The sequence below is a fragment of the Streptomyces sp. NPDC048172 genome (genome assembly GCF_043202595.1).
Classification (GTDB): Bacteria; Actinomycetota; Actinomycetes; order Streptomycetales; family Streptomycetaceae; genus Streptomyces.
In genome coordinates, this window is sequence record NZ_JBIDAT010000002.1 from 520102 (window position 1) to 542165 (window position 22064).

19 protein-coding genes and 1 tRNA gene are annotated in these 22064 nt (G+C 72.3%); 8 read left to right on the forward strand and 12 right to left on the reverse strand.

Going from position 1 to position 22064, the window contains the following annotated elements; translation table 11 throughout:
* Nucleotides 1-4: 4 nt before the first annotated feature.
* The 5 genes from ACGF3A_RS10920 to ACGF3A_RS10940 all read right to left on the reverse strand — a co-directional run bounded on the left by ACGF3A_RS10920 (nucleotide 5) and on the right by ACGF3A_RS10940 (nucleotide 4975).
* Complete coding sequence (locus ACGF3A_RS10920; RefSeq protein ID WP_393728102.1) at nucleotides 5-1987, reverse strand: copper resistance protein CopC; 1983 nt, start codon at nucleotides 1985-1987, stop codon at nucleotides 5-7.
* 23 nt (nucleotides 1988-2010) lie between these two features.
* The gene (locus ACGF3A_RS10925) at nucleotides 2011-2529 is read right to left on the reverse strand and encodes a copper chaperone PCu(A)C (RefSeq protein WP_393728104.1); all 519 of its coding nucleotides are present in this window, start codon (nucleotides 2527-2529) and stop codon (nucleotides 2011-2013) included.
* On the reverse strand, nucleotides 2526-3197 hold the full coding sequence (locus ACGF3A_RS10930; protein WP_393728106.1) for an SCO family protein: 672 nt from the start codon (nucleotides 3195-3197) through the stop codon (nucleotides 2526-2528). Before ACGF3A_RS10930 ends, ACGF3A_RS10925 begins: the two co-directional genes overlap by 4 nt.
* Before the next feature lie 58 nt (nucleotides 3198-3255).
* Entirely contained in the window at nucleotides 3256-3972 is a 717-nt protein-coding gene (locus ACGF3A_RS10935) for a YcnI family protein (protein ID WP_393728108.1), read from the reverse strand.
* A 151-nt stretch (nucleotides 3973-4123) separates the two neighbouring features.
* Nucleotides 4124-4975, reverse strand: a complete 852-nt coding sequence (locus ACGF3A_RS10940) for a hypothetical protein (RefSeq protein ID WP_393728110.1) — start codon at nucleotides 4973-4975, stop codon at nucleotides 4124-4126.
* A 246-nt stretch (nucleotides 4976-5221) separates the two neighbouring features.
* Between ACGF3A_RS10940 and ACGF3A_RS10945 the strand changes: the two genes are divergently transcribed.
* A complete protein-coding gene (locus ACGF3A_RS10945) occupies nucleotides 5222-5671 on the forward strand; it encodes an ATP-binding protein (protein ID WP_393728112.1) in 450 nt (149 codons plus the stop codon).
* Here the strand turns inward: ACGF3A_RS10945 and ACGF3A_RS10950 are convergent.
* The 3 genes from ACGF3A_RS10950 to ACGF3A_RS10960 all read right to left on the reverse strand — a co-directional run bounded on the left by ACGF3A_RS10950 (nucleotide 5666) and on the right by ACGF3A_RS10960 (nucleotide 10057).
* Nucleotides 5666-6736, reverse strand: coding sequence for a PP2C family protein-serine/threonine phosphatase (locus tag ACGF3A_RS10950; RefSeq protein ID WP_393729088.1), 1071 nt, complete (start codon nucleotides 6734-6736; stop codon nucleotides 5666-5668). The two genes, ACGF3A_RS10945 and ACGF3A_RS10950, sit on opposite strands and share 6 nt — an antisense overlap.
* 116 nt (nucleotides 6737-6852) lie before the next feature.
* Nucleotides 6853-8292 carry an aminopeptidase P family protein gene (locus ACGF3A_RS10955; RefSeq protein ID WP_393728114.1) on the reverse strand — a complete coding sequence of 480 codons (1440 nt, stop codon included), beginning with the start codon at nucleotides 8290-8292 and terminating at the stop codon, nucleotides 6853-6855.
* 220 nt (nucleotides 8293-8512) lie between these two features.
* On the reverse strand, nucleotides 8513-10057 hold the full coding sequence (locus tag ACGF3A_RS10960) for a PP2C family protein-serine/threonine phosphatase (RefSeq protein ID WP_393728116.1): 1545 nt from the start codon (nucleotides 10055-10057) through the stop codon (nucleotides 8513-8515).
* Nucleotides 10058-10630: 573 nt separating this feature from the next.
* On the opposite strand from ACGF3A_RS10960, the gene ACGF3A_RS10965 reads away from it, so the two are divergent.
* Entirely contained in the window at nucleotides 10631-11383 is a 753-nt protein-coding gene (locus ACGF3A_RS10965) for a bifunctional DNA primase/polymerase (protein WP_393728118.1), read from the forward strand.
* Between the two features lie 270 nt (nucleotides 11384-11653).
* Complete coding sequence (locus ACGF3A_RS10970) at nucleotides 11654-12289, forward strand: hypothetical protein (RefSeq protein WP_393728120.1); 636 nt, start codon at nucleotides 11654-11656, stop codon at nucleotides 12287-12289.
* 212 nt (nucleotides 12290-12501) lie between these two features.
* On the opposite strand, the gene ACGF3A_RS10975 is transcribed toward ACGF3A_RS10970, so the two are convergent.
* The 3 genes from ACGF3A_RS10975 to ACGF3A_RS10985 all read right to left on the reverse strand — a co-directional run bounded on the left by ACGF3A_RS10975 (nucleotide 12502) and on the right by ACGF3A_RS10985 (nucleotide 15291).
* Nucleotides 12502-13503, reverse strand: a complete 1002-nt coding sequence (locus tag ACGF3A_RS10975) for a DUF5926 family protein (protein WP_393728122.1) — start codon at nucleotides 13501-13503, stop codon at nucleotides 12502-12504.
* Between the two features lie 299 nt (nucleotides 13504-13802).
* Nucleotides 13803-14384 carry an ATP-binding protein gene (locus ACGF3A_RS10980; protein WP_393728124.1) on the reverse strand — a complete coding sequence of 194 codons (582 nt, stop codon included), beginning with the start codon at nucleotides 14382-14384 and terminating at the stop codon, nucleotides 13803-13805.
* Between the two features lie 64 nt (nucleotides 14385-14448).
* Nucleotides 14449-15291 (reverse strand): glycerophosphodiester phosphodiesterase family protein, encoded by an 843-nt coding sequence (locus ACGF3A_RS10985; RefSeq protein ID WP_393728126.1) that lies wholly within the window; start codon nucleotides 15289-15291, stop codon nucleotides 14449-14451.
* Nucleotides 15292-15619: 328 nt separating this feature from the next.
* Here ACGF3A_RS10985 and ACGF3A_RS10990 point away from each other — a divergent pair, with 328 nt between their 5' ends.
* The 3 genes from ACGF3A_RS10990 (at nucleotide 15620) to ACGF3A_RS11000 (ending at nucleotide 18211) form a co-directional block, all read left to right on the forward strand.
* Nucleotides 15620-17353 carry a S1C family serine protease gene (locus ACGF3A_RS10990; protein ID WP_393728128.1) on the forward strand — a complete coding sequence of 578 codons (1734 nt, stop codon included), beginning with the start codon at nucleotides 15620-15622 and terminating at the stop codon, nucleotides 17351-17353.
* 64 nt (nucleotides 17354-17417) lie between these two features.
* A tRNA-Ser gene (locus ACGF3A_RS10995) sits at nucleotides 17418-17504 on the forward strand.
* Nucleotides 17505-17836: 332 nt separating this feature from the next.
* Nucleotides 17837-18211 carry a hypothetical protein gene (locus ACGF3A_RS11000; RefSeq protein WP_393728130.1) on the forward strand — a complete coding sequence of 125 codons (375 nt, stop codon included), beginning with the start codon at nucleotides 17837-17839 and terminating at the stop codon, nucleotides 18209-18211.
* Between the two features lie 46 nt (nucleotides 18212-18257).
* Here the strand turns inward: ACGF3A_RS11000 and ACGF3A_RS11005 are convergent, their stop codons facing one another.
* Nucleotides 18258-18773, reverse strand: a complete 516-nt coding sequence (locus ACGF3A_RS11005; RefSeq protein WP_393728132.1) for a hypothetical protein — start codon at nucleotides 18771-18773, stop codon at nucleotides 18258-18260.
* A gap of 97 nt (nucleotides 18774-18870) precedes the next feature.
* Here ACGF3A_RS11005 and ACGF3A_RS11010 point away from each other — a divergent pair, with 97 nt between their 5' ends.
* Both ACGF3A_RS11010 and ACGF3A_RS11015 read left to right on the forward strand, forming a co-directional pair.
* A complete protein-coding gene (locus tag ACGF3A_RS11010; RefSeq protein WP_393728134.1) occupies nucleotides 18871-21285 on the forward strand; it encodes an excinuclease ABC subunit UvrA in 2415 nt (804 codons plus the stop codon).
* Between the two features lie 102 nt (nucleotides 21286-21387).
* Nucleotides 21388-22056 (forward strand): TIGR03086 family metal-binding protein, encoded by a 669-nt coding sequence (locus ACGF3A_RS11015; RefSeq protein WP_393728136.1) that lies wholly within the window; start codon nucleotides 21388-21390, stop codon nucleotides 22054-22056.
* Nucleotides 22057-22064: the final 8 nt, after the last annotated feature.

The window sequence follows — 22064 nt, forward strand, 5'->3', positions numbered from 1 at the left end:
TGGTTCAGCCGACCCTCGCGGTCTTCGTCTCCGTGGTCTGGTCGATGTCCGAGGTGCGGACGGTGACCGCGATCTTCCATTCCCCGGCCATCGGGAGCTGCACCGAGGTCGCCCTCCAGTGTCCCTTCTCGCCCTCGACGGGCGCGGGCTTCACCGGCAGCGGGCCCACGTCCTTGGCGGGCAGCGTGAGCGAGACCTTCACCTCGGGCGCGTCCAGCGGCTTGCCGCCGGGCGCGGTCGCGCGCACGTCCAGGGTGTTGTCGCCGCTGCGCCCCGGACTGATGCGGAGCTTCGCGGTCCCCTTGCCCTTCGGGCCCCCGGTGTCGAACGGGACGGTCAGCTTCACGGGCCCGCTCCGCGCCTCGCGCTGCTCCCCGGAACCGCCGGACCCGGATCCGGACCCGGCGGTGCGGGCCTGCTCCTCCGTACGCCCCGGCTCCGTGCTGGTGAGCACGGTCGTGATGGCGAGCAGGACGACGGCGATCGCCGTCTCGGCCGTCACGGAACGGCGCAGTCCGCCGCGGTCGGGGTCGGCGTCACGCTCCTTCCTGCGGGCGGCGGCATTGGTGGCGGCCCGCTGCCGGGCGAGCTGCGCGGCGCGTACGGGATCGCCGGAGGCGGCTTCCTCCCCGTCGTCCTCCCTGCCGTCCTCGTTCCCGGCTCCGACGGTGACGCGTTCCTGGGCACGTTCCTGCGCGCGCTCCCGTGGAGCGTCCGCCAGCCGCCGGGTCCAGCGGCGCGAGATCCAGCCGACGGACACCAGCAGCGCGACCAGCCCGACCTTGACGATCAGGAGCTGTCCGTAGGAGGTGCTGCCCAGCGCGTTCCAGGAGCCGACCTGGCGCCACGACTGGTAGAGCCCGGTGGCCGCCAGGACGGTCACGCAGACGAGCGCCGTCCGGGAGAAGTGGTCCACCGCCGCGCGCGAGGGCTGCGGGCCCCAGCGCAGCGTGACGAGCAGCGCCGCCAGCCCGCCGAGCCAGAGCGCGACGGCCAGCAGATGCAGTACGTCGACGGGCATGGCCAGCGCCGTCTGCATGCCGGTCGAGGCGTGCTCGGCCATCGCCCAGGTCGCGGCCAGCCCCGCCGCGACGACCGCGCCGCCCAGGGTGAGCCCGAAGCGCAGATCGCGGCTTGCCTTCGGGTCGTCGTCCTCGCGCTGCTTGGCGTAGGTGCCGAACAGGACGGAGACGAAGAGCGCCGCCGCGGCAAGGAGCAGCAGCCGCGAGACGAGCGCCGCGCCCGGCTTGGTCTCCACGACGGACTTCAGGCCGCCCAGGTCGAACGTGTCCGCCAGTTCGCCCGAACCCGTGTATGGATTGCGCAGCAGCAGCATGGCGAGGGTCGAGGCGGCGAGCGTCGTCCAGCCCGCGACGGTCAGGCGCTGCACGGACCGCGCGGTGGCGGCGCGCGGCCAGCAGGCGAGCACGAAGGCGGCGCTGCCGACGAGCAGCACGAAGCCCGCGTAGGCGGCGTACCGCCCGGTGTCGTAGAGCACGCCGACGGTGCCGCCGCCCGCCTCGGAGCTCTGCCCCGGCACCCCGGCCGTGGTCTTGGAGGGCTTGCCGATGGAGAAGGTGAACGCGCCCGCGACGGGGTGGCTGTCGGCGGAGACGGCCTGCCAGGCGACCGTGTACGTGCCCTGGGGGAGCCCGGACTTGAGGGCCGCCGCGCGCTTCACGGAGCCGCCCTTGCCGACGTCCTTGACGGTGCCCTTGTCGGCGCGCTTGCCGTGCGGGTCGAGGACACGGATGGCGCCGTCGGACATGGCGACGCCCTCGGAGAACGTCAGTACGACCTGCCGGGGCGCGCTGTCCACCACCGCGCCCTCGGCCGGGTCGCTGCCGGTCAGCGCGGCGTGGGCCGCGGCCGGGGTGGCCGTGGCGACGACGCCCAAGGCGCACAGGGCGCCGAGGAGGACGGCGAGGAGGGCGCGGGGTATCCGCGCGGACCTCCGCACGGACCGTTCAGCGGTGGTGGGCGGCACGCCTGCGCACCTCACTTGTCGCGTCACTTGTCGGGTGTGTGGTTCGTCGCCTCGACCGGCGCCTTCACGGTCACGGCCCCGGACTTGGCGAAGTGGAGCGTGAAGGTGACCTCGTCGCCCTTCTTCGGCTTCCGCTTCAGCTCCATGAGCATCAGATGGTTGCCGCCCCGCTCCAGCTTCAAGGAGCCGTCGGCGGGAACGGTGAAGGACTTGACCGCGCTCATCTGCTGCTTGACCGTCTTGTGCATGGTGACGTCGCCGGAGAGGTCGCTCGTGACGGAGGTCAGCTTGTCCGCCGTACCGCCGGAGTTGCGGACGGTGAGGAAACCGCCGGCCATCTTGTCGTCGACGGGCTGCGGGACGTAGGCGCCCTCGATCTTCAGCCTCGGTACGGACTTCGTGGCGGCGGCCTTCTTCTCGCCGTCCTTCCCGCCCTCCCCGTCGGAGGAACAGGCGACCAGGGAGAGCGCCAGGGCGGTCACGACGGACGCGGCGACCGGAAGGACCACGGCACTGCGGCGGGCGCGGCTGGCGGGCCTCACGGGTTCTCCCCCTTGATGATCTTCGGAAGCTCCTTCTCCAGGACCTCAGGCGTGGTGTTGCGCTCGGTGTAGAGCACGTGGGCCTTGTCGTCCTTGGGGGAGAAGGCGAGCAGCTGCGCCCCGTGCGTGGAGACGATGTCGCCGTTCTTCTTCTTGTACGAGGGCTCGATGGAGACGCCGACGCTGCGGGCGCCCGCCTGGATGGTCTCGAAGTCGCCGGTGAGCCCGATGAACGACGGGTCCTGCCCCTTCAGCCACGTGCCGAGCGGCTTGGGCTTGTCCCGCTTGGGGTCGGAGGTGACGAAGACGACGCGGAGCTTCTTCTGCTCGTCCTTGGGCAGCTTGGACTTGGCGACCGCGATGTTGCTCATCGTCAGCGGGCAGATGTCCGGGCAGTTCGTGTAACCGAAGTAGAGCAGGGTCGGGTAACCCTTCGTCTCCTTGATCATGTCGTACTGCTTGCCGTCCGTGCCGGTGAGCGTCAGGTCGGGCTTCTCGAAGGGCGAGTCGAGCACGGAGCCGCCCTTCTTCTGCTCCTTCTCGACGGTCGCGGGCTTCTCGGCGCCCGCGTCGTCGCCCGAGCCGCCCGAGCCGCCGCAGGCGGTGAGCGTGAGGGCGGCCGCGGCGGCGAAGGCGGCGGCCGTGGTGACGGTTCTGGTTGTGCGCATAGTGCGTTCCCGTGGGTGCGGGCGGCGCGGCCCGGGGCCGCGCCGCCATGGGGCAGGGTCAGGCGGAGCGGCGGCGTCCGGCGAGAACGCCGAAGGCCACGCCGGCGACACCGACGACGATGCCGACGACGCCGAGCACGCGGGCGGTGGTGTCGGAGCTGTCACCGGAACCGGAGTCTCCGCCGGTGGCCGACGCCTTGCTCGCGCTCTCCGCGCCGTTCTTGGCGTCGCCGCTCTCGCTCTCGGCGGCGGTGAGCTTCAGGACGGGCGCCGGGTTCTCGGGCTCCTCCTGGCCTTCCTTGGGCTCCTCGATCCACCGTACGACGTCCTTGTTGTCGTAGGTCTGGAGGGCCTTGAAGACGAGCTGGTCGCCCTTCTCGGGCAGTTGGCCCATGGAGACGGGGAACTGCTGGAACTCGCCCGGACCCACCTTGCCGCCGCTCCAGGTGACCTTGGAGACGGCCTCGGTGATCTTCTCGCCGTGCATCTCGATCGGCTTGTCGAGCTTGGTCTTGGTGACCTTGACGTCCCAGCCGGGGACCGGCTGGGGCATGACCGAGGCGAGCGGGTGGTCGGTCGGGAAGGAGACCTCGACCTTGACGGTCGAGGCGTCGTCCTGCTCGTTGGGGACCTTGAAGTTGACCGTGGCGAAGCCGCCCTTGGGGGCCTCCTGCGGGTCGACGCTGACGTGCGCGGAGGCGGGACCGGCCAGCGTGAGGACGGAGGCGGCCGCGACGGCGCCGACGATCGCGGCGCGGCGGTGTGCGTTCTTCATGAGTGTGCGCTCCTGTGCGGACAGGACGGAGTGACAGGGGACGTTCGACGTTGCGACGTTGCGACGTTGCGGACCGCGCGGGGGTGCGGGGCGTGCGCCGTGGCACGCGCGCACGCGCGGTCGGCGGCCCCGTACGCGCGGTTCGTGTACGTCAGGCCGCGAGGGTGAGCGAATCCGCCCGGTCCGCGGGCGGGCCCCTGCGGCGCACGGAGTGCTGCAACGTCACGGAACAGGGCGTACGCGCGTCCCGCTCGTCCGTGAAGGCCATGGTCACCGGCGCGTGGGGCAGCAGCCCGGCGTGCAGCGCCCGTACGTACGCCATCGCGGCGCGCAGTGCGCGGGCCGCGACGACCTCGTCCGCGGTGGCGGCCAGCTCGGCGGAGAGCCGCACCAGGCGCCACAGCGCGGCCTCGCCCCGGCGCAGCGTCCAGCCGAGCAGGACGGCCGCGAGCAGGTGGCCGAGGAGCATGGGCGCGTCGAGCAGGCCGAGCGCGGCGCGCGCGGCGCCGCGCAGGCAGTCGAGCGGAGTGTCCGGGAGCGCGCCGGAGGCGGCGTGCCCCGCGGTGTGCCCGGTGGCGCCCCCCGCCGGGGCCGGGAGCCCGGCCTGCGAGACGACGCGGTGGGCCTCGGCCTGGGTCATCCCGTTCGCCGCGTCGCCGCAGAGCAGCGAGCGTGCGAGGTCCCGTACGTTCCCGCCGGAGCCGCCCTGGCCGTGGGCACCCGCACTCATGTGCCCCTGGACGCCTTGGACGCCCTGGCCGCAGGAGAAGATCAGGTGCAGCCCGAGCTGGCCGAGGGCGAGCAGTGCGGCGATGCCGGGCAGGGACCGCTCGCGCCCCGCGAGCGGCAGCGCGACGGCGAAGGCGGCGGCGAAACCGAGGACCAGGGTGAGCGCGGGCACGCCCGTACCGGCCGCGAGAATGTGACCGGCGGCGGACACCGAGACGCAGACCGCGGCGAACACCGCGGCCCGCAGCGCTCTGAGATCCAGCCCGGCAGTCATGGCGGACTCATTCTCGCACTGGCCCTCCCGGACGATTCCGGGCAGGGTGCCCACTCCGGGACGCGGCAGGAACGGCGCGGGTACGCGCGTGACGCGCGGTGCGCGTGTGGGGGTCGCACTACACACCTCTGGCGGCGTACGCATCCGCCGTACGGGCGGCATCGTCCCCGGGCCGCGTAGCGAGCGGCCGGTGAGGCAATACGTAACCCGTGTGCCAGGCCCCGACGAGCCGGGTGGAGGGTGAGCATGAGCAGCCTGTGGTGGTCTCTCCGGCTGCGGCGCGAGGCCGCCAGCGTGCCGCTCGCGCGGCGGCTGCTGCTGGGGGCGATGGAGGCGGCGGGGGCCGATCCGGAGATTTCCTTCGAACTGTCGCTCGCGCTGACGGAGGCGTGCGCCAACGCGGTCGAGCACGGCAGCGGCGCGTACCGCGTCACCGCCTATCTGGAGGGCGACCGCTGCCGTATCGAGGTCGCGGACTCGGGCCCGGGCTTCCCCACGGGCTGCGGCGGTCAGGTGGAGGACGCGGAGGACGCGGAGCAGGGTGCCGTGCCGGAGACCGGGCGGGGACTCTTCCTCATCGAGACCCTCGCCGACCACGTCCGCTTCCGGAACCGGCCGGGGCGCGGCGGCGCCGTCGTCAGCTTCGACAAGCTCCTGAAACCGGGCGTCGCCGACGAACTGGCGTCGGCGTCATGACGCGGTGACGGCGGGCTCCGTGCAGTCGCGGTAGCGGAGCAGGAGCATCGCCGCGTCGTCGTTGAGCGGGGAGCGCACATGCTCCTCGATGTCCTGGCGGACGGCCTCCAGCGCGGCGTCCGGATCGGTGTCCTTGAGCAGGCCGGCCCGCTCGTCCAGCGGATAGAACGTGTTCGAGCTGTCCCGGGCCTCGGTGACGCCGTCCGTGTAGAAGAGCATCTGGTCGCCCGGCGCGAACGGCACCTCGTGCGGCCGGGGCGGATCGGTCCCGTGCAGCCCCAGGCCGAGCGGAAGGGTCCGCTCCGGCGGCTCGGCGTAGTGCACGGTGCCGTCGTGCCGTATCGCGAGGGGCGCGGGGTGCCCGTAGTTGAGCAGCACGGCCCGGTCGCCGCCCTCCTCCGCCACGGACGTGTCCTTCCCGTGCCCCATGTACGCCTGGCGGACCTCGGCGAGGACGGCGGTGACGAACTTCTCCCCCAGCAGATGCCGGTCCAGGGCCCGCTCCAGGCGCTCCCCGACGGCGACGAGGTCCGGCTCGTCGTACGCCGCCTCGCGGAACGCGCCCAGCACCACGGCCGCCGTCTCGACCGCCTCCAGGCCCTTGCCCTGCACGTCGCCGACGATGACCCGGACGCCGTGCGGGGAGGTGACGACCTCGTACAGGTCGCCACCGATGCGCGCCTCGGCCACCGCCGAGGTGTACGAGACGGCGACGCGCAGCCGCCCCGCGCCGCGCGGCACGGGACGCAGCAGCACCCGCTGCGCCGCCTCGGCGATGGAACGGACGCTGGCGAGCTCGGCCTCGCGGCGCTGCCGCATGGAGGTGGCCAGCAGCGCCGCCACGGCGACGCCGCCGACCGAGATCAGCGTCGCGTCGCCGCGGCGCTCGCCGAACTGCCCGTTGTAGACGCTCAGCGCGATGGAGAGCGCCATCGCGAGCACCCCCACGAAGGCGGTGCGCCGCATGCCGCCGATGAGCCCCGCGAAGGCGGGGCCCAGGGCCATCATCGGCAGCAGCCCGATCCCCGGCCCTCCCATGAGGTCGACGAGAGTGACGCAGCCCATGGCGAGGAAGGGGAACGCGGACAGCAGTCCGGTGCGGAACCGGGATACCAAAGCGTGCTCTCTTCCTCGTCGGGTACGACACCTCAGGGGGCGCGCCCTCTACGGTGCGCCGCGGCTCACGCCTTCAGCTTCGCCATCCACAGCTCGACGTCCTGGCTGGTCCGGGGCAGGGCGCCGGACAGGTTCCGGTTGCCGTCCTCGGTGACGAGGATGTCGTCCTCGATACGGACGCCGATGCCGCGGTACTCCTCCGGCACGGTCGTGTCGTCCGCCTGGAAGTACAGCCCCGGCTCGACGGTGAGGCACATGCCGGGCTCCAGCGTGCCGTCGGCGTAGGTCTCCCGGCGGGCGACGGCGCAGTCGTGCACGTCCATGCCGAGCATGTGGCCGGTGCCGTGGAGCGTGAAGCGGCGCTGGAGGCCCAGCTCCAGCACGCGGTCGACCGGGCCCTCGACGAGGCCCCACTCGACCAGCTTGGCGGCCAACACGCGCTGCGCGGCGTCGTGGAAGTCGGCGTACTTCCCGCCCGGCCTGACGGCCGCGATCCCGGCCTCCTGCGCCTCGTACACCGCGTCGTAGATCTTCCGCTGCAGGTCCGTGAAGCGGCCGTTGACGGGGAGGGTGCGGGTGACGTCGGCGGTGTAGAGCGTGTGGGTCTCCACGCCCGCGTCCAGCAGGAGCAGCTCGCCCGAGCGGACCGCGCCGTCGTTGCGCATCCAGTGCAGGTGGGTGGCGTCGGGACCGGCGGCGCAGATCGAGCCGTAACCGACGTCGTTGCCCTCCACGCGGGCGCGGAGGAAGAACGTGCCCTCGATGTACCGCTCGGAGGTCGCCTCGGCCTTGTCCAGGACGCGCACGACGTCCTCGAAGCCGCGCACGGTCGAGTCGCACGCCTTCTGCAGCTCGCCGATTTCAAACGCGTCCTTCACGACGCGCATCTCCGAGAGGAAGCCGCGCAGCTCCTCGTCGCGCTCCAGGGTCACCTTGTCGGTGAGGGCGGCCTCGATCCCCGCGTCGTACCCGCGCACCACGCGCACCGGGCCCGTGGCCTTGCGCAGGTCGTCGGCGACCGTACGGACGTCGGCACAGGGCAGCCCGTAGAGCTGCTCGCTCTCGGCGAGGCTGTTGCGGCGGCCGACCCACAGCTCGCCCTGGCCGTCGAGCCAGAACTCGCCGTTCTCACGGTTGGAGCGGGGGAGGAGGAAGAGCGTGGCCTTGTGGCCGGTCTCACCCGTGGGCTCCATGACGAGGACGCCGTCCTCGACCAGGTTGCCGGTCAGGTACGCGTACTCCACGGAGGCGCGGAAGGGGTACTCCGTGTCGTTCGACCGCGTTTTGAGGTTGCCCGCCGGGACGACCAGCCGCTCGCCGGGGAAGCGCTCGGAGAGCCTGGCGCGACGGGCAGCCGTCTCGGCGGCCTGCGGTATCGGCTCCAGATCGCGCAGCTCGGTGTCGGCCCAGCCGGACTTCATGTTCTCGGCGAGCTCGTCGGAGACGCCCGCGTACAGGCCGTTCTTCCGCTGCTTGATCGGCTGCTCCTCAGCGGCGTCTGCCACGTGTGCCTCCTCTTGGATGGATAAGACCGTCTTCCATCGTATGGCCGGGGCAGGCGTGGTCCAGAGGCGTGCGGATGTGACCTTCGGCCCCCGCCACGGAGGCAACCCTCCGGGCGACGGCGAGCGTCGGAAAGGGACGTCGGAAGCCGACGTCCGACGAAGACGAACGGTGAACGCGGTGACGTCGGACGAAGACGAGCGCTGACGTCGAACGAAGACGTCAGAAACGGGCGGCGAGGAGGACGACGTCCTCCGGGTGGTCGGTCTGGTCGGCGAGGGGGCCGGGGAGCAGGGTGCGCAGGACGTGCTCGACGAGCGCGTCCGGATCCTCGCGCGCCGCGGGCGGCGCCCCCGCGGCGGCCCCGTGCAGCCGCGCGAAGGCGCGGTCCATGGGATCGCCGGTGCGGTGCAGCAGCCCGTCGCTGTAGAAGAGGAGCGTTTCGCCTTCCCGCAGGGTCACCTCGACGCTGGGCGCCTCCCAGCAGGCGAGCATGCCCAGCGGCGCCGAGAGCGTCGTCTCGACGGGCTCGACGCGCTCGGGCCCGACCACGAGCGGCGGGCAGTGCCCGGCCCCGGCGATCAGGACGCGGCGGCTCGCGGGCTCGGCGTAAGCGAACAGCGCCGTCGCGGAGCGCGCGGGCTCGGTCAGCCGCAGCAGCAGCTCCAGGTCGGAGAGGACGGCGACGGGGTCCTCGCCCTCCATCACGGCGTACGCGCGCAGGGAGGCCCGCAGCCTGCCCATCGCGGCGACGGCCGTGGGACCGCTCCCGGTCACCCCGCCGACGGCGAGGCCCAGCGCACCGTCGGGCAGCGGCAGCGCGTCGTACCAGTCGCCGCCGCCGCGCGGCCCGGTCCGGTGCCGCGCGGCGAGCCGCACGCCGGGGACGCGGGGCAGCGCCGGGGGCAGCAGCTCCTCGCGGAGCTCCGTCATCTCGGCACGCGCCCGTGCGAGTTCGCCGATGCGGGCCGCGTGCTCGGTCGCGTACCGCAGGTACTGGCAGAGCAGGTGGCGCTGGCGGGCGGTGGGCTCGGCCGGGTCGTCGTAGAGCCAGACGGCGGCGCCGAGGCGGGTGCCGTCGCGGGTGTCGAGCGGCACGGCGTAGCTGGCGGCGAAGCCGATACGGGCCGCGACCTCGCGGTGCAGGGGGTCGAGGGCCTCGTCGGTGGCGATGTCGGGGTACGCGATCCCGGCCAGCGAGGGGGCGGCGCGTGCCTCCTCCCCGGAGGCGGGTTCGGGATGAGGATGCTCGGCCGCCTGTTCCTCGGGCTCGACGGCGCGCGCGTGCCCGCCAGGGGACGGGGAGGAGGACGGGGCCTGGCCCTGGGCCTGGGCCTGGGCCTGGGACGTGCTGGTGACCGGTGCGGTGTCGGCCGTCCCGTCGAGGATGCGGGCGTACGCGGCCGAGGCTCGCGGCACCGTCTCGATCTGGCCGAGATCGGCGCGGCCGAGGCCCAGCCCGATGGTGCGCTCCGGCGCGGTGCCGGGCGCGGCTCCGGGTTCGAGCGCGATCAGGCCACGCCGGGCGCCCAGGAGCGCCGCCCCGGCGCGCAGGGTCTCGCGGAGAGCGGAGTCCAGGGATTCCGTACGTGCGAGTTCTGCGGTGAGTTCGTGAAGGGCGGTGAGATCGGAGAGCCGCTCCGACACGTCCGCCGGTTCCGCCGTGTCCGACGAGGAGGCCGCCCGGGACTCGGAGGGCGGAGTCTGCGACGGTGGGGAAAACGCCGGTTGGATTCCAGCCACTTTCGGCGAGCGCGGGGCCGTCATGGGCGGCGGCTCTGACTGCGGAGGAACTCTCTCAATAGCATCGCAAACCCCCATGTCATGCTGCTCCGCTATCAATGGCACTACATGTACACACACCGTTGACGCGATGTCCAGCACTGTGCCAGCAGGGTTGATGGTGTCCGTGGTGGCGTGCTGATTTCACGGGGGCTGGCCGGGGTTGGTGAAGAATGGCGGAAAACAGCCCTCCCGGAGTGCATATTGCTGTCGACTGAGGCCATCCGACAGCGCGTTGGCATGGCTGCTGCGGGTACGGAACCCAGTGGGGAGCCAGAGCGTCTTAGGAACCAGCGAGCGCGTCCCACCCTCTCCTCGGCGGGAATGCACCAGGCGGCACAGTCGCTGTACGAACGGGCGCAGTCAGAGCAGTACCGGCACCGGTGGCAGTACGAAGCGCAAGCGCCAGGCGCGCGCCACCCCCCGCCACGTTCCACGCTCGGCCCGCGGCATGATGCGCTGTCCTGTACGCGCGGTCACGAACGATCCACTCGGTGTGTAGGGCTAGATCTCCGACGAGACGGTCAGTTGGCGTTTGACGGAAAGGAACGAGCGCTCATGCGCGAGATCCTCGGAAGGCGACGCTTCACCTGGGCCTGGGAGCACCTCTCGGGCCGGAGGCTGTGGGGGACTTCTCGGAGGTATCCCCACAGGTCATCGCTGCGGAACGCGGCGCTCACCTGCGCCACGCGATGGCAGTGGCCCGTGGTCCCGGGCGCCGCCGTCTCCGGCAAGGCGTCGGGCAAGGCCGCCGCGGCGGTGTGCTCCTGCCCGGACCCGGCCTGTGTGGTGCCGGGGGCACACCCCTTCGACCCGATCCTGCTCGCGGCGACCACCGACGAGGCCATGGTCCGCTGGTGGTGGACGAACCGGCCGGGGGCCCCGGTGATCCTGGCCACCGGCGGTCGCGCGCCCTGCGCGATCAGCCTGCCCGCCGTCGCGGGCGCCCGCGCCCTGGCGACGTTCGACAGAACAGGTGTCCGCCTGGGCCCCGTGGTCGCGACGCCGACCCGCTTCTCCGTGCTGGTCGAGCCGTACGGGCTGGAGGAGCTGGGCGATTTGCTCTACGCGCAGGACTGGGTGCCCAGTTCGCTGCGCTTCCACGGCGAGGGCGGCTATGTCGCGCTGCCCCCCTCCGAGACCGGTGCGGGCAAGGTGCGCTGGGAGCGCGAGCCGGAGGGCGCCGGGGCTCGTGACGGGGCCCGCGGCAGCGAGGGCGCGCCCTGGCTGCCCCGCATGGAGACCCTGCTGGACGTGCTCGTCGAGGAGAGCGCGGCCACGCCGGACAGCGGCAGCAGGCTGGCGTACTGAGACCTGGGCCTCCGGGCTCGGGTCCTCCCCCTCGCAGGGGGACTTCGGCAGGACCTCCGCAAGACCTCCGCAGGGCTGAAGGCCGCGCGTCCTCGGGGCTTCACTCGTACGGGTAGGAGCTGTCGGGCGAGTACGGGAAACGGGCGGCCGGGCGGCGTCGGCAGCCCCTTTCCCCGATATGTTCACCTCACCGGACCAGCGCGGTCCGCAGTTTCCGCTCTCTCGCCGTCCCCCCCACCTCTCTTCAGCGATTCGCAGGTGTGCCCCTTCATGCAACAGCCGCAGCGCGCTTCCCGTCTCCGCCTGGTCGCGCTCGCCAGTACGGTCGCGCTCGCCGTCGCGCTGCCGCTCGCGGCCGCCACGGCGGGCCAGGACGCGCCCGCGCCCGCGTCCCCTCCCGCGACGGACGGCAAGGGCGGACCGGAGACAGGACCGGAGCCGGAACGGGAGCCGGGGCAGAGGCAGGAGCAGAGGGGCGCCTCGGGGCCGGAATCGGGCGAGGGGAGTGGCACGCTCTCGCGCCGGCTCGCGGACGAAGGACGACCGAACTCCGTCTGCGGGCCCGAAATCACGTCCCCCGAAGGGGTGGAGGCCCAGACCTGCGTGTTGACCCAGGGGGACGCCACCTGGGCCAGGGCGTACTACAGGAACGCCACGAACGGCGAGTTGGCGACGGTCCTCACGCTGATGCGCCCCGACGGCCGTGCGACGCGGGTGCGGTGCGCGATGCCGGCGGCGGGCGAGCCGGGGCTGTGCGAGACGCCGCGCGTGCCGGTGACGGAGGGCGAGGAGGCCACGGCGGTGGCGGAGGTCGCCTCGCGGGACGGGGAGCGGCTTCTGCTGCGCGCTGGGAGCGCTCCCGGCGGTCCTGGGGGCGACAACTCGCGGCCCCTGTCCCGGACATAGAAGAACCCGGTCGCTGGCGACGGGGGATGCACCAGCGACCGGGCTCCTAGAACGGTAACAAGAGATCGGCTGTTCGCAAATTCGATCGTGCAGATCCGGACGCGGATTTACCTGTGAGTACAGGTAGTTGGGCGCCCAGTGTGACGCGAGTCACGGTCACGATTTCTTCGCAAGGCCGTTGCCGAATCCCCCGCCGCTCTCCTCGACATCCCCTAGCTGAGCGTCACCTGACGGTTGGTGAGACCGCTGCGCGCCCGGCGTTCGTCGGCCGTGAGCGGTGCCGTGACCGCCATCGCCTCGGCCAGCCGCTCGGCGAACGCCGCGGCGGGCTTCTCGCAGTCCTCCGAGGTCATACCGACCGGAAGGTCCCACACCGGCACCGTCAGGCCGTGCGCCCGGAACGAACCGACAAGGCGCGACCCCTCGCCCCCGGCGGCGGAAGGACCGTCTCCGAGTGAGGAGGCGCCCGCCGCGTGCAGCCGTGCGAGGGCGTCGAGGAGCTGCTCCTCGGGGTGCGTCATGACCCAGCGCAAATGGTTCTTGTCGCCCGCGTCGCACCAATAGGCGCCCTCGACCGCCGCCAGGCGGGCCGTCGGGATGGCGGCTGAATTGGCACGTTCGAGCGACGCCGCGACCTCTCCCGAGGGCTTCTCCGCGCTGTCCGTACCGTCGAGCCAGAACTCGAACCCGCTGTGGACCTCGGGCACGAACGGCGCGTCGAGGTCGAGCAGATCCTGGAGACGCGGACCGTCCAGGTCCGGACGCTGCCCCTCGACGGGCGAACCGGGCTGCGTGGTGAGCGCGCGCTGGAGCGTGCCCGCGAGGTCGCGGCTGAGGTCGCCCGACGCGGTGTCGTTCTGCAGGCCGAGCAGCACCTCGCCGTTGTCGCGGCGCAGCGCGGGCCAGGCCATGGGGAGCACCGTCGCGAGCGTCACGGACGGCACGTCGTCCGGCAGGCCGTCCTTGAGGGTGAGCCGCACCGTCGCGGCGGGCACCAGCTCGCGCAGCGCCACCCAGTCGCTCTCGCCGGGCAGGCCCTCGAAGGGACGGCGCACCAGCTCGGTGACGGCGTGGGCGGCGGCCCGCCCGTGGCACGCCTTGTAGCGGCGGCCCGAGCCGCACGGGCACGGCTGGCGCGCGCCGACGACGGGGTAGCTTCCCTCGCTTCCCTTCGCCGTCGCGGCCGGGGTCTGAGGTCGGCGCTTCTTTGCCATGACGAGCGGTACTCCAGGTCTGCGGCAGTGGTTGGGGCCGCGATCCTAGTCGCTGTCCGGGGCCCGACGGGCGCGGTCCCGGACCGAAGCGCCCCGGAACGCGCCGCGCGCGCCCCTCCACGGGCCCCTTCGCGCGGGCCCTGCACGAGGTGCGCGACGGGGCCTGTACGTACGAACCTCGTACGTACAGGCCCCGTTCACCCGAGCCTCTTCACGCGCTTCGCGCGAGCCGCGTCGTTCTCTGCACGAGCGCCACGTCGTTCTCTACGAGCGTCGCGTCGTTCTCTACGCGAGCCGCGTCACGCCAGCTCGTCGATGGACGCGAGGTCCAGCTGCAGGCTCGCGGCGAGTCGGTCGCTGAAGCCGCTGCTCGCGGGGAGCAGCGCCCATACGGTCACGCCCTCGCCCGGCGACCCGGACCTGACGCCCCAGTCGCGCGCGAGCGCCGAGATGATGGCCAGCCCCCTGCCACCCCGCGCGCTCACGGAGGGTGTGGCCGGAAGAGGGCGAGTGGGACCGCCGCCGTCCGTGACGGCGATGGTCAGCTCGCCCTGCGCGTCCCGGCTCCAGGACGCTCTGACGGATTGGCTGTTCAGCAGCGGCCGGGCATGCCGGTACGCATTGCTGAGCAGCTCGGAAAGAATAAGAACCGCGTCATCGACCACGGCGTCCGGCGCACCGCTCGCGAGAAGCTCCTCGCGCATCCTGCGCCGTGCCACGCCCACGCCCGCTGGCCCATGGGGCACGGTCATGGTCGACGAAGTTGGCACCTCCTGTGCCACCACCAACGCCACCCCCGAGACCTCCTTTGCCCCACGCCACGGGATGAATGCCCCAAGTGAGTGGGCAGGAAACCGGCCACCCCACCTGTCTTGACGCATTCGCAACCTTCCCCTACGCGGTGAATGCGCCGGTGCACACCCGGTAGGGGGCCGCCGGGCGGCGTCAGCCCAGTTCGTCGAGCTGGGCGCGGACCTGGCGGGGACGGTTGGTGATGACGGCGTCCACACCGAGCCGGGCGCACAGCTCGACGTCGGCGGGGTCGTCCACCGTCCATACGTGCACCTGGTTCCCCGCCTGGTGGGCCCGGTCCACGTAGTCCGGATGGGCCCGCAGGATGCGCATGCTGGGCCCCGCGATCCGTACGCCCGGCGGCAGCCGCCCGTCGCGGTGGCGGGGGAGCAGGAGCTGCATCAGGTAGACGGTGGGCAGGTGCGGGGCCGCGGCCCGTACGCGGTGCAGGGAGCGCGCGGAGAAGCTCATGACCCGGACGGGCGTCGTGAGCCGGTGGCGGTCGAGCAGCTCCAGCAGCTTCTGCTCGACCTGGCCGGCCCAGCGGGTCGGATGCTTGGTCTCGATCGCCAGCTCGACGGGGCGCGGGGCCTCGGCGACGAGCTGGAGCAGCCGTTCGAGGGTGAGGACGGAGGTGCGCTCCGGGTCGTCGGCGTGGGTGTCCACGTCGGTGGCGGTGTCGGGCGACTCGTAGGGATCGGCGTCGCGGTCCTTCCACGAGCCGAAGTCGAGGGCCGCCAGATCGGCCAGCTCCAGTGCGGAGACGGCGCCGCGGCCGTTGGACGTGCGGTTGACCCGGCGGTCGTGCACGCAGACGAGGTGCCCGTCGGCGGTGAGCCGTACGTCGCACTCCAGACCGTCGGCTCCCTCCTCGATCGCCCTGCGGTACGCAGCCAGCGTGTGCTCGGGGGCCGCCACGGAGGCGCCCCGGTGGGCGATGACGGACAGGGGGCGCGCGGGGGACGGGCGCGGGCCGGTGTCGATCTCAGAGCTCACCGGGTCATCGTGCCACTGACCCCCGCTTGCCGGCCCCGCGCCCGCTGGTCCCGGCCGCTGGCCCCGCCTGCTGGTCCCGGCCGCTGGTCCCGCCCGCTGGACCCCGCCCACGGGCGTCCTCCGGGGGCCCGGCCTACTCTTGATCGGAGCGTGCGGCGTTTCCGGCCGCCCGGAGCGGATGCCCGTCGGTGGGGCGTAAGCGTCGGGCGGGTGGGCGCGTACGGCGGCTTACGTCCGTCTGACGTGTCATGGGAAAGGCTGTCTGTGGATACCCAAATATATGAACACCCCGTCCTTGCGATGTCGTGCACCTGATGAGGAGAAAGTTGTGAGCACCGAGAACGAGGGCGCTGCCGTGACGCCTGCGGCGGGGCCCGATCCCACGCCCCCGGCGGCCGACGAAGCGCCGTCGGCCGGCGCCTCGACGCGCGCGGAGGACGAAGACTTCTCGCTGGCCTCACCGGACGCGGCCGAGGCGGCTCCGTCCGAGCCGGCTCCGTCCGATGCGGCTCCTTCTGACGCCGTTCCTTCTGACGCGGTTTCTTCAGATGCGGCGAAGGGGGACACGGCGCTGCTGCGGCGGCAGGAGGAGCCGGGCGGGCCTTCCCCGTCGGAGCCGGCCACGCAGGTGCAGCCGGTGCAGGCCGCCGAGCCCACGCAGCCTCCCCAGCCCGCGCAGCCCTCGCCTCCCCAGGGTGCCGCCGACCTGAGCAAGCACTCCTCCGAGCCGCCGCCCCCGCCCCCGCCCGCCTCCGGCGGCGGCTGGGGTTACGGCGCGTCGGGTGCGGCGGCCGGGGGCGCGGGCACTCCTCCCCCGCCGCCTCCGTACGGCGGCGGTCCGGGCGGTCCGGGCGGCCCCGGCGGTCCGGGGACGCCCCCGCCGCACGACCCGTGGGCCATGCCCTCCGCGCCCGTACCGGCTCCGAACGGAGGCGGACGGCGGGGTGGCCTCGTCGCTGCCATCGTCGTCGCCGCGCTCGTCGCGGGCGGTGTCGGCGGCGGCCTCGGCTTCTGGGCGGCGGACCGCAGCTCCAACGGGGACTCGACGACGATCAGTTCGTCCGCCGACCCCAAGACGCTGAACCGGTCGCCCAAGTCGGTGGCCGGGATAGCCGCGAAGGCGCTGCCCAGCGTCGTGACCATCCAGTCGTCCGGAGGCGGTGAGGAGGGCACGGGCACCGGCTTCGTCTACGACAAGGAGGGCCACATCCTCACCAACAACCACGTCGTGGCGAACGGGGCGCGGGGCGGCCAGCTCAAGGCCACCTTCTCCGACGGCAAGAAGTACGACGCGGAGGTCGTCGGCGAGGCCCAGGGGTACGACATCGCCGTCCTCAAGCTCAAGGGCGCGGACGACCGCAAGCTCACCCCGATCCCCCTCGCGAACTCCACCGATGTCGAGGTCGGCGACGCCACCATCGCCATCGGCGCCCCGTACGGCCTGTCCGGCACGGTCACCACCGGCATCGTCAGCGCCAAGAACCGCCCCGTCGCCTCCAGCGACGGCCAGGGCGCCAGCGCCTCGTACATGAGCGCGCTCCAGACGGACGCGTCCATCAACCCGGGCAACTCCGGCGGCCCGCTGCTGAACGCGCAGGGCGCGGTCGTCGGCGTCAACTCCGCCATCCAGCCGGGCGGCGGGGGCGAGGGCGGCATGGGCGGCGGAGGCCAGTCCGGCAGCGTCGGCCTCGGCTTCGCCATCCCGGTCAACCAGGCCCAGCGCGTCGCGGGCCAGCTCATCAAGACGGGTCAGCCGGTCTACCCGGTGATAGGAGCCACGGTCGACACGGGCGCGGGCAACGGGAACGGCGCCGCCATCTCCCGCTCGGGCCAGGGCGAGGGCCAGGACGCCGTCACGTCGGACGGCCCCGCGGACAAGGCGGGCCTCAAGGCGGGCGACGTCATCACCAAGCTCAACGACACGGCGATCGACAGCGGCCAGACCCTCATCGGCACGATCTGGACCCACAAGCCGGGCGAAAAGGTCAAGATCACCTACGAGCGCGACGGCAAGGAACGCACGACCGACGTCACCCTGGGCTCCCGCAAGGGCGACCAGTAGTCCTTCGTCCCCGCAGGCCACCACACGCTAGGCTGTCCCCGCGCCGTCCCCAGGGACGACGCGGGGAGGTGTGCCCGAGCGGCCGAAGGGAACGGTCTTGAAAACCGTCGTGGCAGCGATGTCACCGTGGGTTCAAATCCCACCGCCTCCGCCGGAGCAAGAGACCTAGCAGGTTCTCAAGGGCCGCCCCTCGCAGAGGGGCGGCCCTTCGGCGTTCGGGGGGGCGCCGCGTTCAGGGGTGAGGTGTGTTCTTCGGGGCTGGTCATCGATAGCCCGGAGTGATCGCAGGGATAAGAAGAGGCCTCTTGATCGGGCTTCTGGGCGCAAGCAAGCTTGCTGGGCATTCCGGCGCAGGTGAATCCGTGGGAGTGCCGATTCCTCACGGCAGCCGAGAACATTCCGGCGGGGCAGGGCATGGCCTTTGGGGCGGTGCGGCCGGCTTTCACCTTGCGTACAGGGCCACACAGTTCAGGAGTAGATCGCGTGAAGTTTCGCAATGCGGCCGTCAAGGCCGTCGCTGCCGGTGTCGCCGCACTCACCATGCTCGGCGTCGGCGCTTCCCCCTCCGTCGCGGGCACGTCCGAGTCCATCAAGGACAAGCGCGCTTCGATGACCTTCTACCACAAGGGTGACAAGTTCAAGATCACCGACAAGAAGAAGGACGGGTGGCACATGAGTGCCTCCATGTGGTGGACGAAGGGCAAGAAGGAGTACTTCGACTCATACGACCTGGGCGACTACAAGCACAGCGTGACGAAGAACTACAACATCAAGGAAGGCACCAAGGTGTACTTCCGGTTCACTCTGTGGAAGAACGGCAAGACGTACGGCACCTCGGTCCACACGGCTCGCGCCTGACGCACCGTCGTGCCCTCCTGGCTCAGCCGCGTCCGAGCTGCCGCGCTCAGTCGTCGATGCCCAGGTCCTCTCGCATGAGGTGGCGCATGGCGGCCAGGAGGGGGTCGCCTTCCGTGGTGAGGGTCTGGAGGAGGGCGGATGGGGTTTCGTCGGGGTGGGGGTGGCCGCGGTCCAGGCGTTTTACGGCGCCGTCGGTCGAGGCCAGGACGCGGTTGACCGCGCGGGACGCCTCCAGGACGCGTTCGGGGACGATCATCTGGGCCTCGGCGTAGCGGTCGCGGTAGTCGAGGCGGGCCTCTTCCAGGGCCGTGCGTTCCTGGTCGGTGTAGACGCCGTCGCGGAGGCGGTGGAGGGCGTCCTTGAGCAGCGTGCTGAACTGGCGCGAGGCGCGGTTCATCGCCGTGTACGAGGCGCGGCGCTCCTCGAAGCGGCGCACGCGGTCGGCCTCGCGCGCCTCCTCGCTCCGTTGCCGGGCGGCCATCCGGTGGGAGAGGAAGGGCGCGAAGAGAGTGCCCAGGACGCCCACGACTGCGGTGATCATTGCGGCTATGACGGCGGTCACGACGCGACCGTACGGGGATGTACGGGGTCACGCGAAATCCAGACAGGGGGTGTCTGGTTTTCCCTGCACAGTGGTGCCCGTACGCAGAGCGGAGGGAGTGCGACGGGTGCCGGGCGAGTACATCGTGGTCAGTGGAGCACGGGAGAACAATCTGAAGGGCGTCACGGTCCGGATCCCCGTGGGGCGGCTGACCGTGGTGACCGGGGTGTCGGGGTCGGGGAAGTCGTCGCTGGTGTTCGGGACGCTCGCGGTGGAGTCGCAGCGGCAGCTGAACGAGGTGTACCCGCTGTTCGTGCGGAACCGCATGCCGCAGTACGAGCGGCCGAAGTTCGAGTTCATGGAGAACCTGGCGCCGGCGATCATCGTCGACCAGAAGCCCGTCGGCGGCGGCTCGCGCTCGACCGTGGGGACGATGACGGAGGTCCACCCGGTGCTGCGGGTGCTGTTCTCGCGGTACGGGGAGCCGAGCGCCGGGCTCTCCCACGTCTACTCGTTCAACGATCCGCAGGGCATGTGCCCGGACTGCGAGGGGCTCGGGCGGACGCTCCAGCTCGATCTGGGGAAGCTGCTGGACGAGGACCGTTCGCTGAACGAGGGGGCGATCCGGCATCCCTCGTTCGCCGTCGGCACCAACTACTGGAAGCGGTACGCCGAGATCAGCCGGTACGAGAAGGGCGAGCCGCTGGATCTGCCGCCTGGCCCGCTCGTCTTCGACCCGGACAAGCCGCTGCGCGCGTACGCGCCGGAGGAGCGTGAACTGCTGCTTCACGGTCACGGGTTCCAGACGCGGCGGCCCCACCGGGACGGCTCCGCCGCCGTCAACGACTTCGAGGGCGTCGTGCCCCGCTTCACGCGCCGCTTCCTCAAGCCCGGACTGGAATCGTTGAACGAGCGTGAGCGGGGGCTCGCCCAGGGCGTTGTCTCCGAGCAGGCGTGCGCGCGTTGCGGCGGCGCGCGGTTGAACGAGCGCGCCCTCGCCTCCCGTATCGGAGGGGAGGGTGGAGCGGGCGGGGCGGCCGGGTCGGGCGGGTCGGCGGGGTACAGCATCGCTGATCTGTGCGGGCTGGAGGTCCGCGCGCTCATCCGCGTGCTGGAGGCCGCCCCGCTCCCCGGTTCCGCGCGGCCCGTGCTCGGCGCCGCGCTCACCGCGCTGCGCCGCGTCGAGTCGGTCGGCCTCGGCTATCTCACCCTGGACCGCCCCACCAAGACGCTGTCCGGGGGCGAGGGTCAGCGCCTCAAGACCGTGCGCCACCTGGGCAGCAGCCTCACGGGCATGACGTACGTCTTCGACGAGCCCAGCGTCGGGCTGCACGCCCGTGACGTGGACCGGCTCAACGCGCTGATGCTCGCCCTGCGCGACAAGGGCAACACGGTGCTGGTCGTCGAGCACGACCGGGACGTCATCGCCGTCGCCGACCATGTCGTCGACATGGGCCCGGGGGCCGGTGCGCACGGGGGCGACATCGTGTTCGCCGGTACGGTCGCGGAGCTCGCCGAGGCCGACACGGCGACCGGGCGCCGCTACCGGGCGCTGCCCCCGCTCAAGACGGACGCGGAGGTCCGTACGCCGTCGGGGGCGCTGCCCGTACGGGACGCCACGCGGCACAACCTGCGGGGCATCGCGGTCGACTTCCCGGCCGGGGTGCTCACGGCGGTCACGGGGGTGGCGGGGTCCGGCAAGAGCACGCTGGTCTCGGGGGTGTTCGCCGAGACGTATCCGGAGGCGATCGTTCTCGACCAGTCGGCCGTCGGGATCTCGCCGCGTTCGACCCCGGCCTCGTACACCCGTGTCTGGGACCCGGTGCGGCGCGCCTACGCCCGGGAGCACGGCGTCGATCCGGGGATGTTCAGCTTCAACTCCAAGGGCGGCTGCCCGGAGTGCCAGGGGCGGGGCGTCCTCACCATGGACATGGCCTTCCTGGAGCCGGTGACGACCGTGTGCGAGGTGTGCGAGGGGCGGCGGTACCGCGCGGAGGTGCTGGAGCACCGGATCGGCGGGCTGAACGTCGCGGATCTGCTGGAGCTGACCGTCGAGGAGGCCCTGGCGGTGGTGGAGAGCGGGCCGCTGGGCGCGGATCCGGCCATTCGCCGCGGACTCGTACCCCTGAACGAGGTGGGTCTCGGCTATCTCACGCTCGGCCGCCCCCTGTCGCTGCTGTCCTGCGGCGAACGGCAGCGCATCAAGCTCGCGAACCACCTCCGGGACGGAGGCGGGAGGAGCGGGCCGCAGGGCGGGGTGTACGTCTTCGACGAGCCCACCACCGGGCTGCACATGGCCGACATCGACACCCTGCTCACGCTGCTCGACCGGCTGGTCGACGACGGCAGCACGGTGGTCGTCGTCGAGCACGACCTCGACGTGATCAAACGCGCGGACTGGATCGTCGACATCGGCCCCGAGGCGGGCGCGCACGGCGGCCGGGTCGTCTTCGCGGGGACGCCCGAGCGGATGGCGCGCGAGGGCGACTCGCACACGGCGGAGTATCTGCGCAGGTCGCTGCCTGGAAGGTGACCGGCCGACATCCACGGGGCCGTCGCCGATGAGTTTCGTACGTCCGTCCGGTCTGTACGGAGAGAAGAGCCCGCGAGGGTTCGGGGACGGAGGCATTTGGTCATGGCAGACACGACGCACACGACCGTACCCACCGTGGATCTGCGGTCGGCCGCGCGCGCGATGGCCACGCTCGTGCGCGGGGTCCGGAACGAGGCGCTGGACGATCCGACGCCGTGCGAGGAGTACGCGGTACGGCACCTGCTCCGGCACGTGGGAGACCTGTCGGTCGCGTTCCGGGACGCGGCACGCAAGGACCTCGGGCCGACGACGGACACCGACCCGGGGGAGGGCGGCATCCGCCCCCTCGAAGCGGACTGGCGGGACCGGCTGCCGCGCGAGCTCGACGCGCTCGCCGAGGCGTGGCGCGCCCCGGACGCCTGGACCGGCATGACGCGGGCGGGCGGCGTGGACCTCCCCGGCGAGGTCGCCGGGCTGATCGCGCTCGACGAACTGGTCCTGCACGGCTGGGACCTCGCCCGCGCCACGGGCCAGGACTTCACCAGCGACGAGGCGAGCCTGCGGGCGGTCCAGGCCCTGCTCTCCCAGCCCGCGGACCTGACCGGGGACGGAGACGGGGACGCGGAGGGGCGCGAGGACGGAGACGGGGACGGGGAGGGCGGGGGGCTGTTCGGGACGCCCGTTCCGGTCGCGGCGGACGCGCCCCTGCTGGACCAGGTGGTGGGTCTCGGCGGCCGCGACCCGGACTGGCAGCCGCCGAAGGTGGGCTAGTTTCTCCC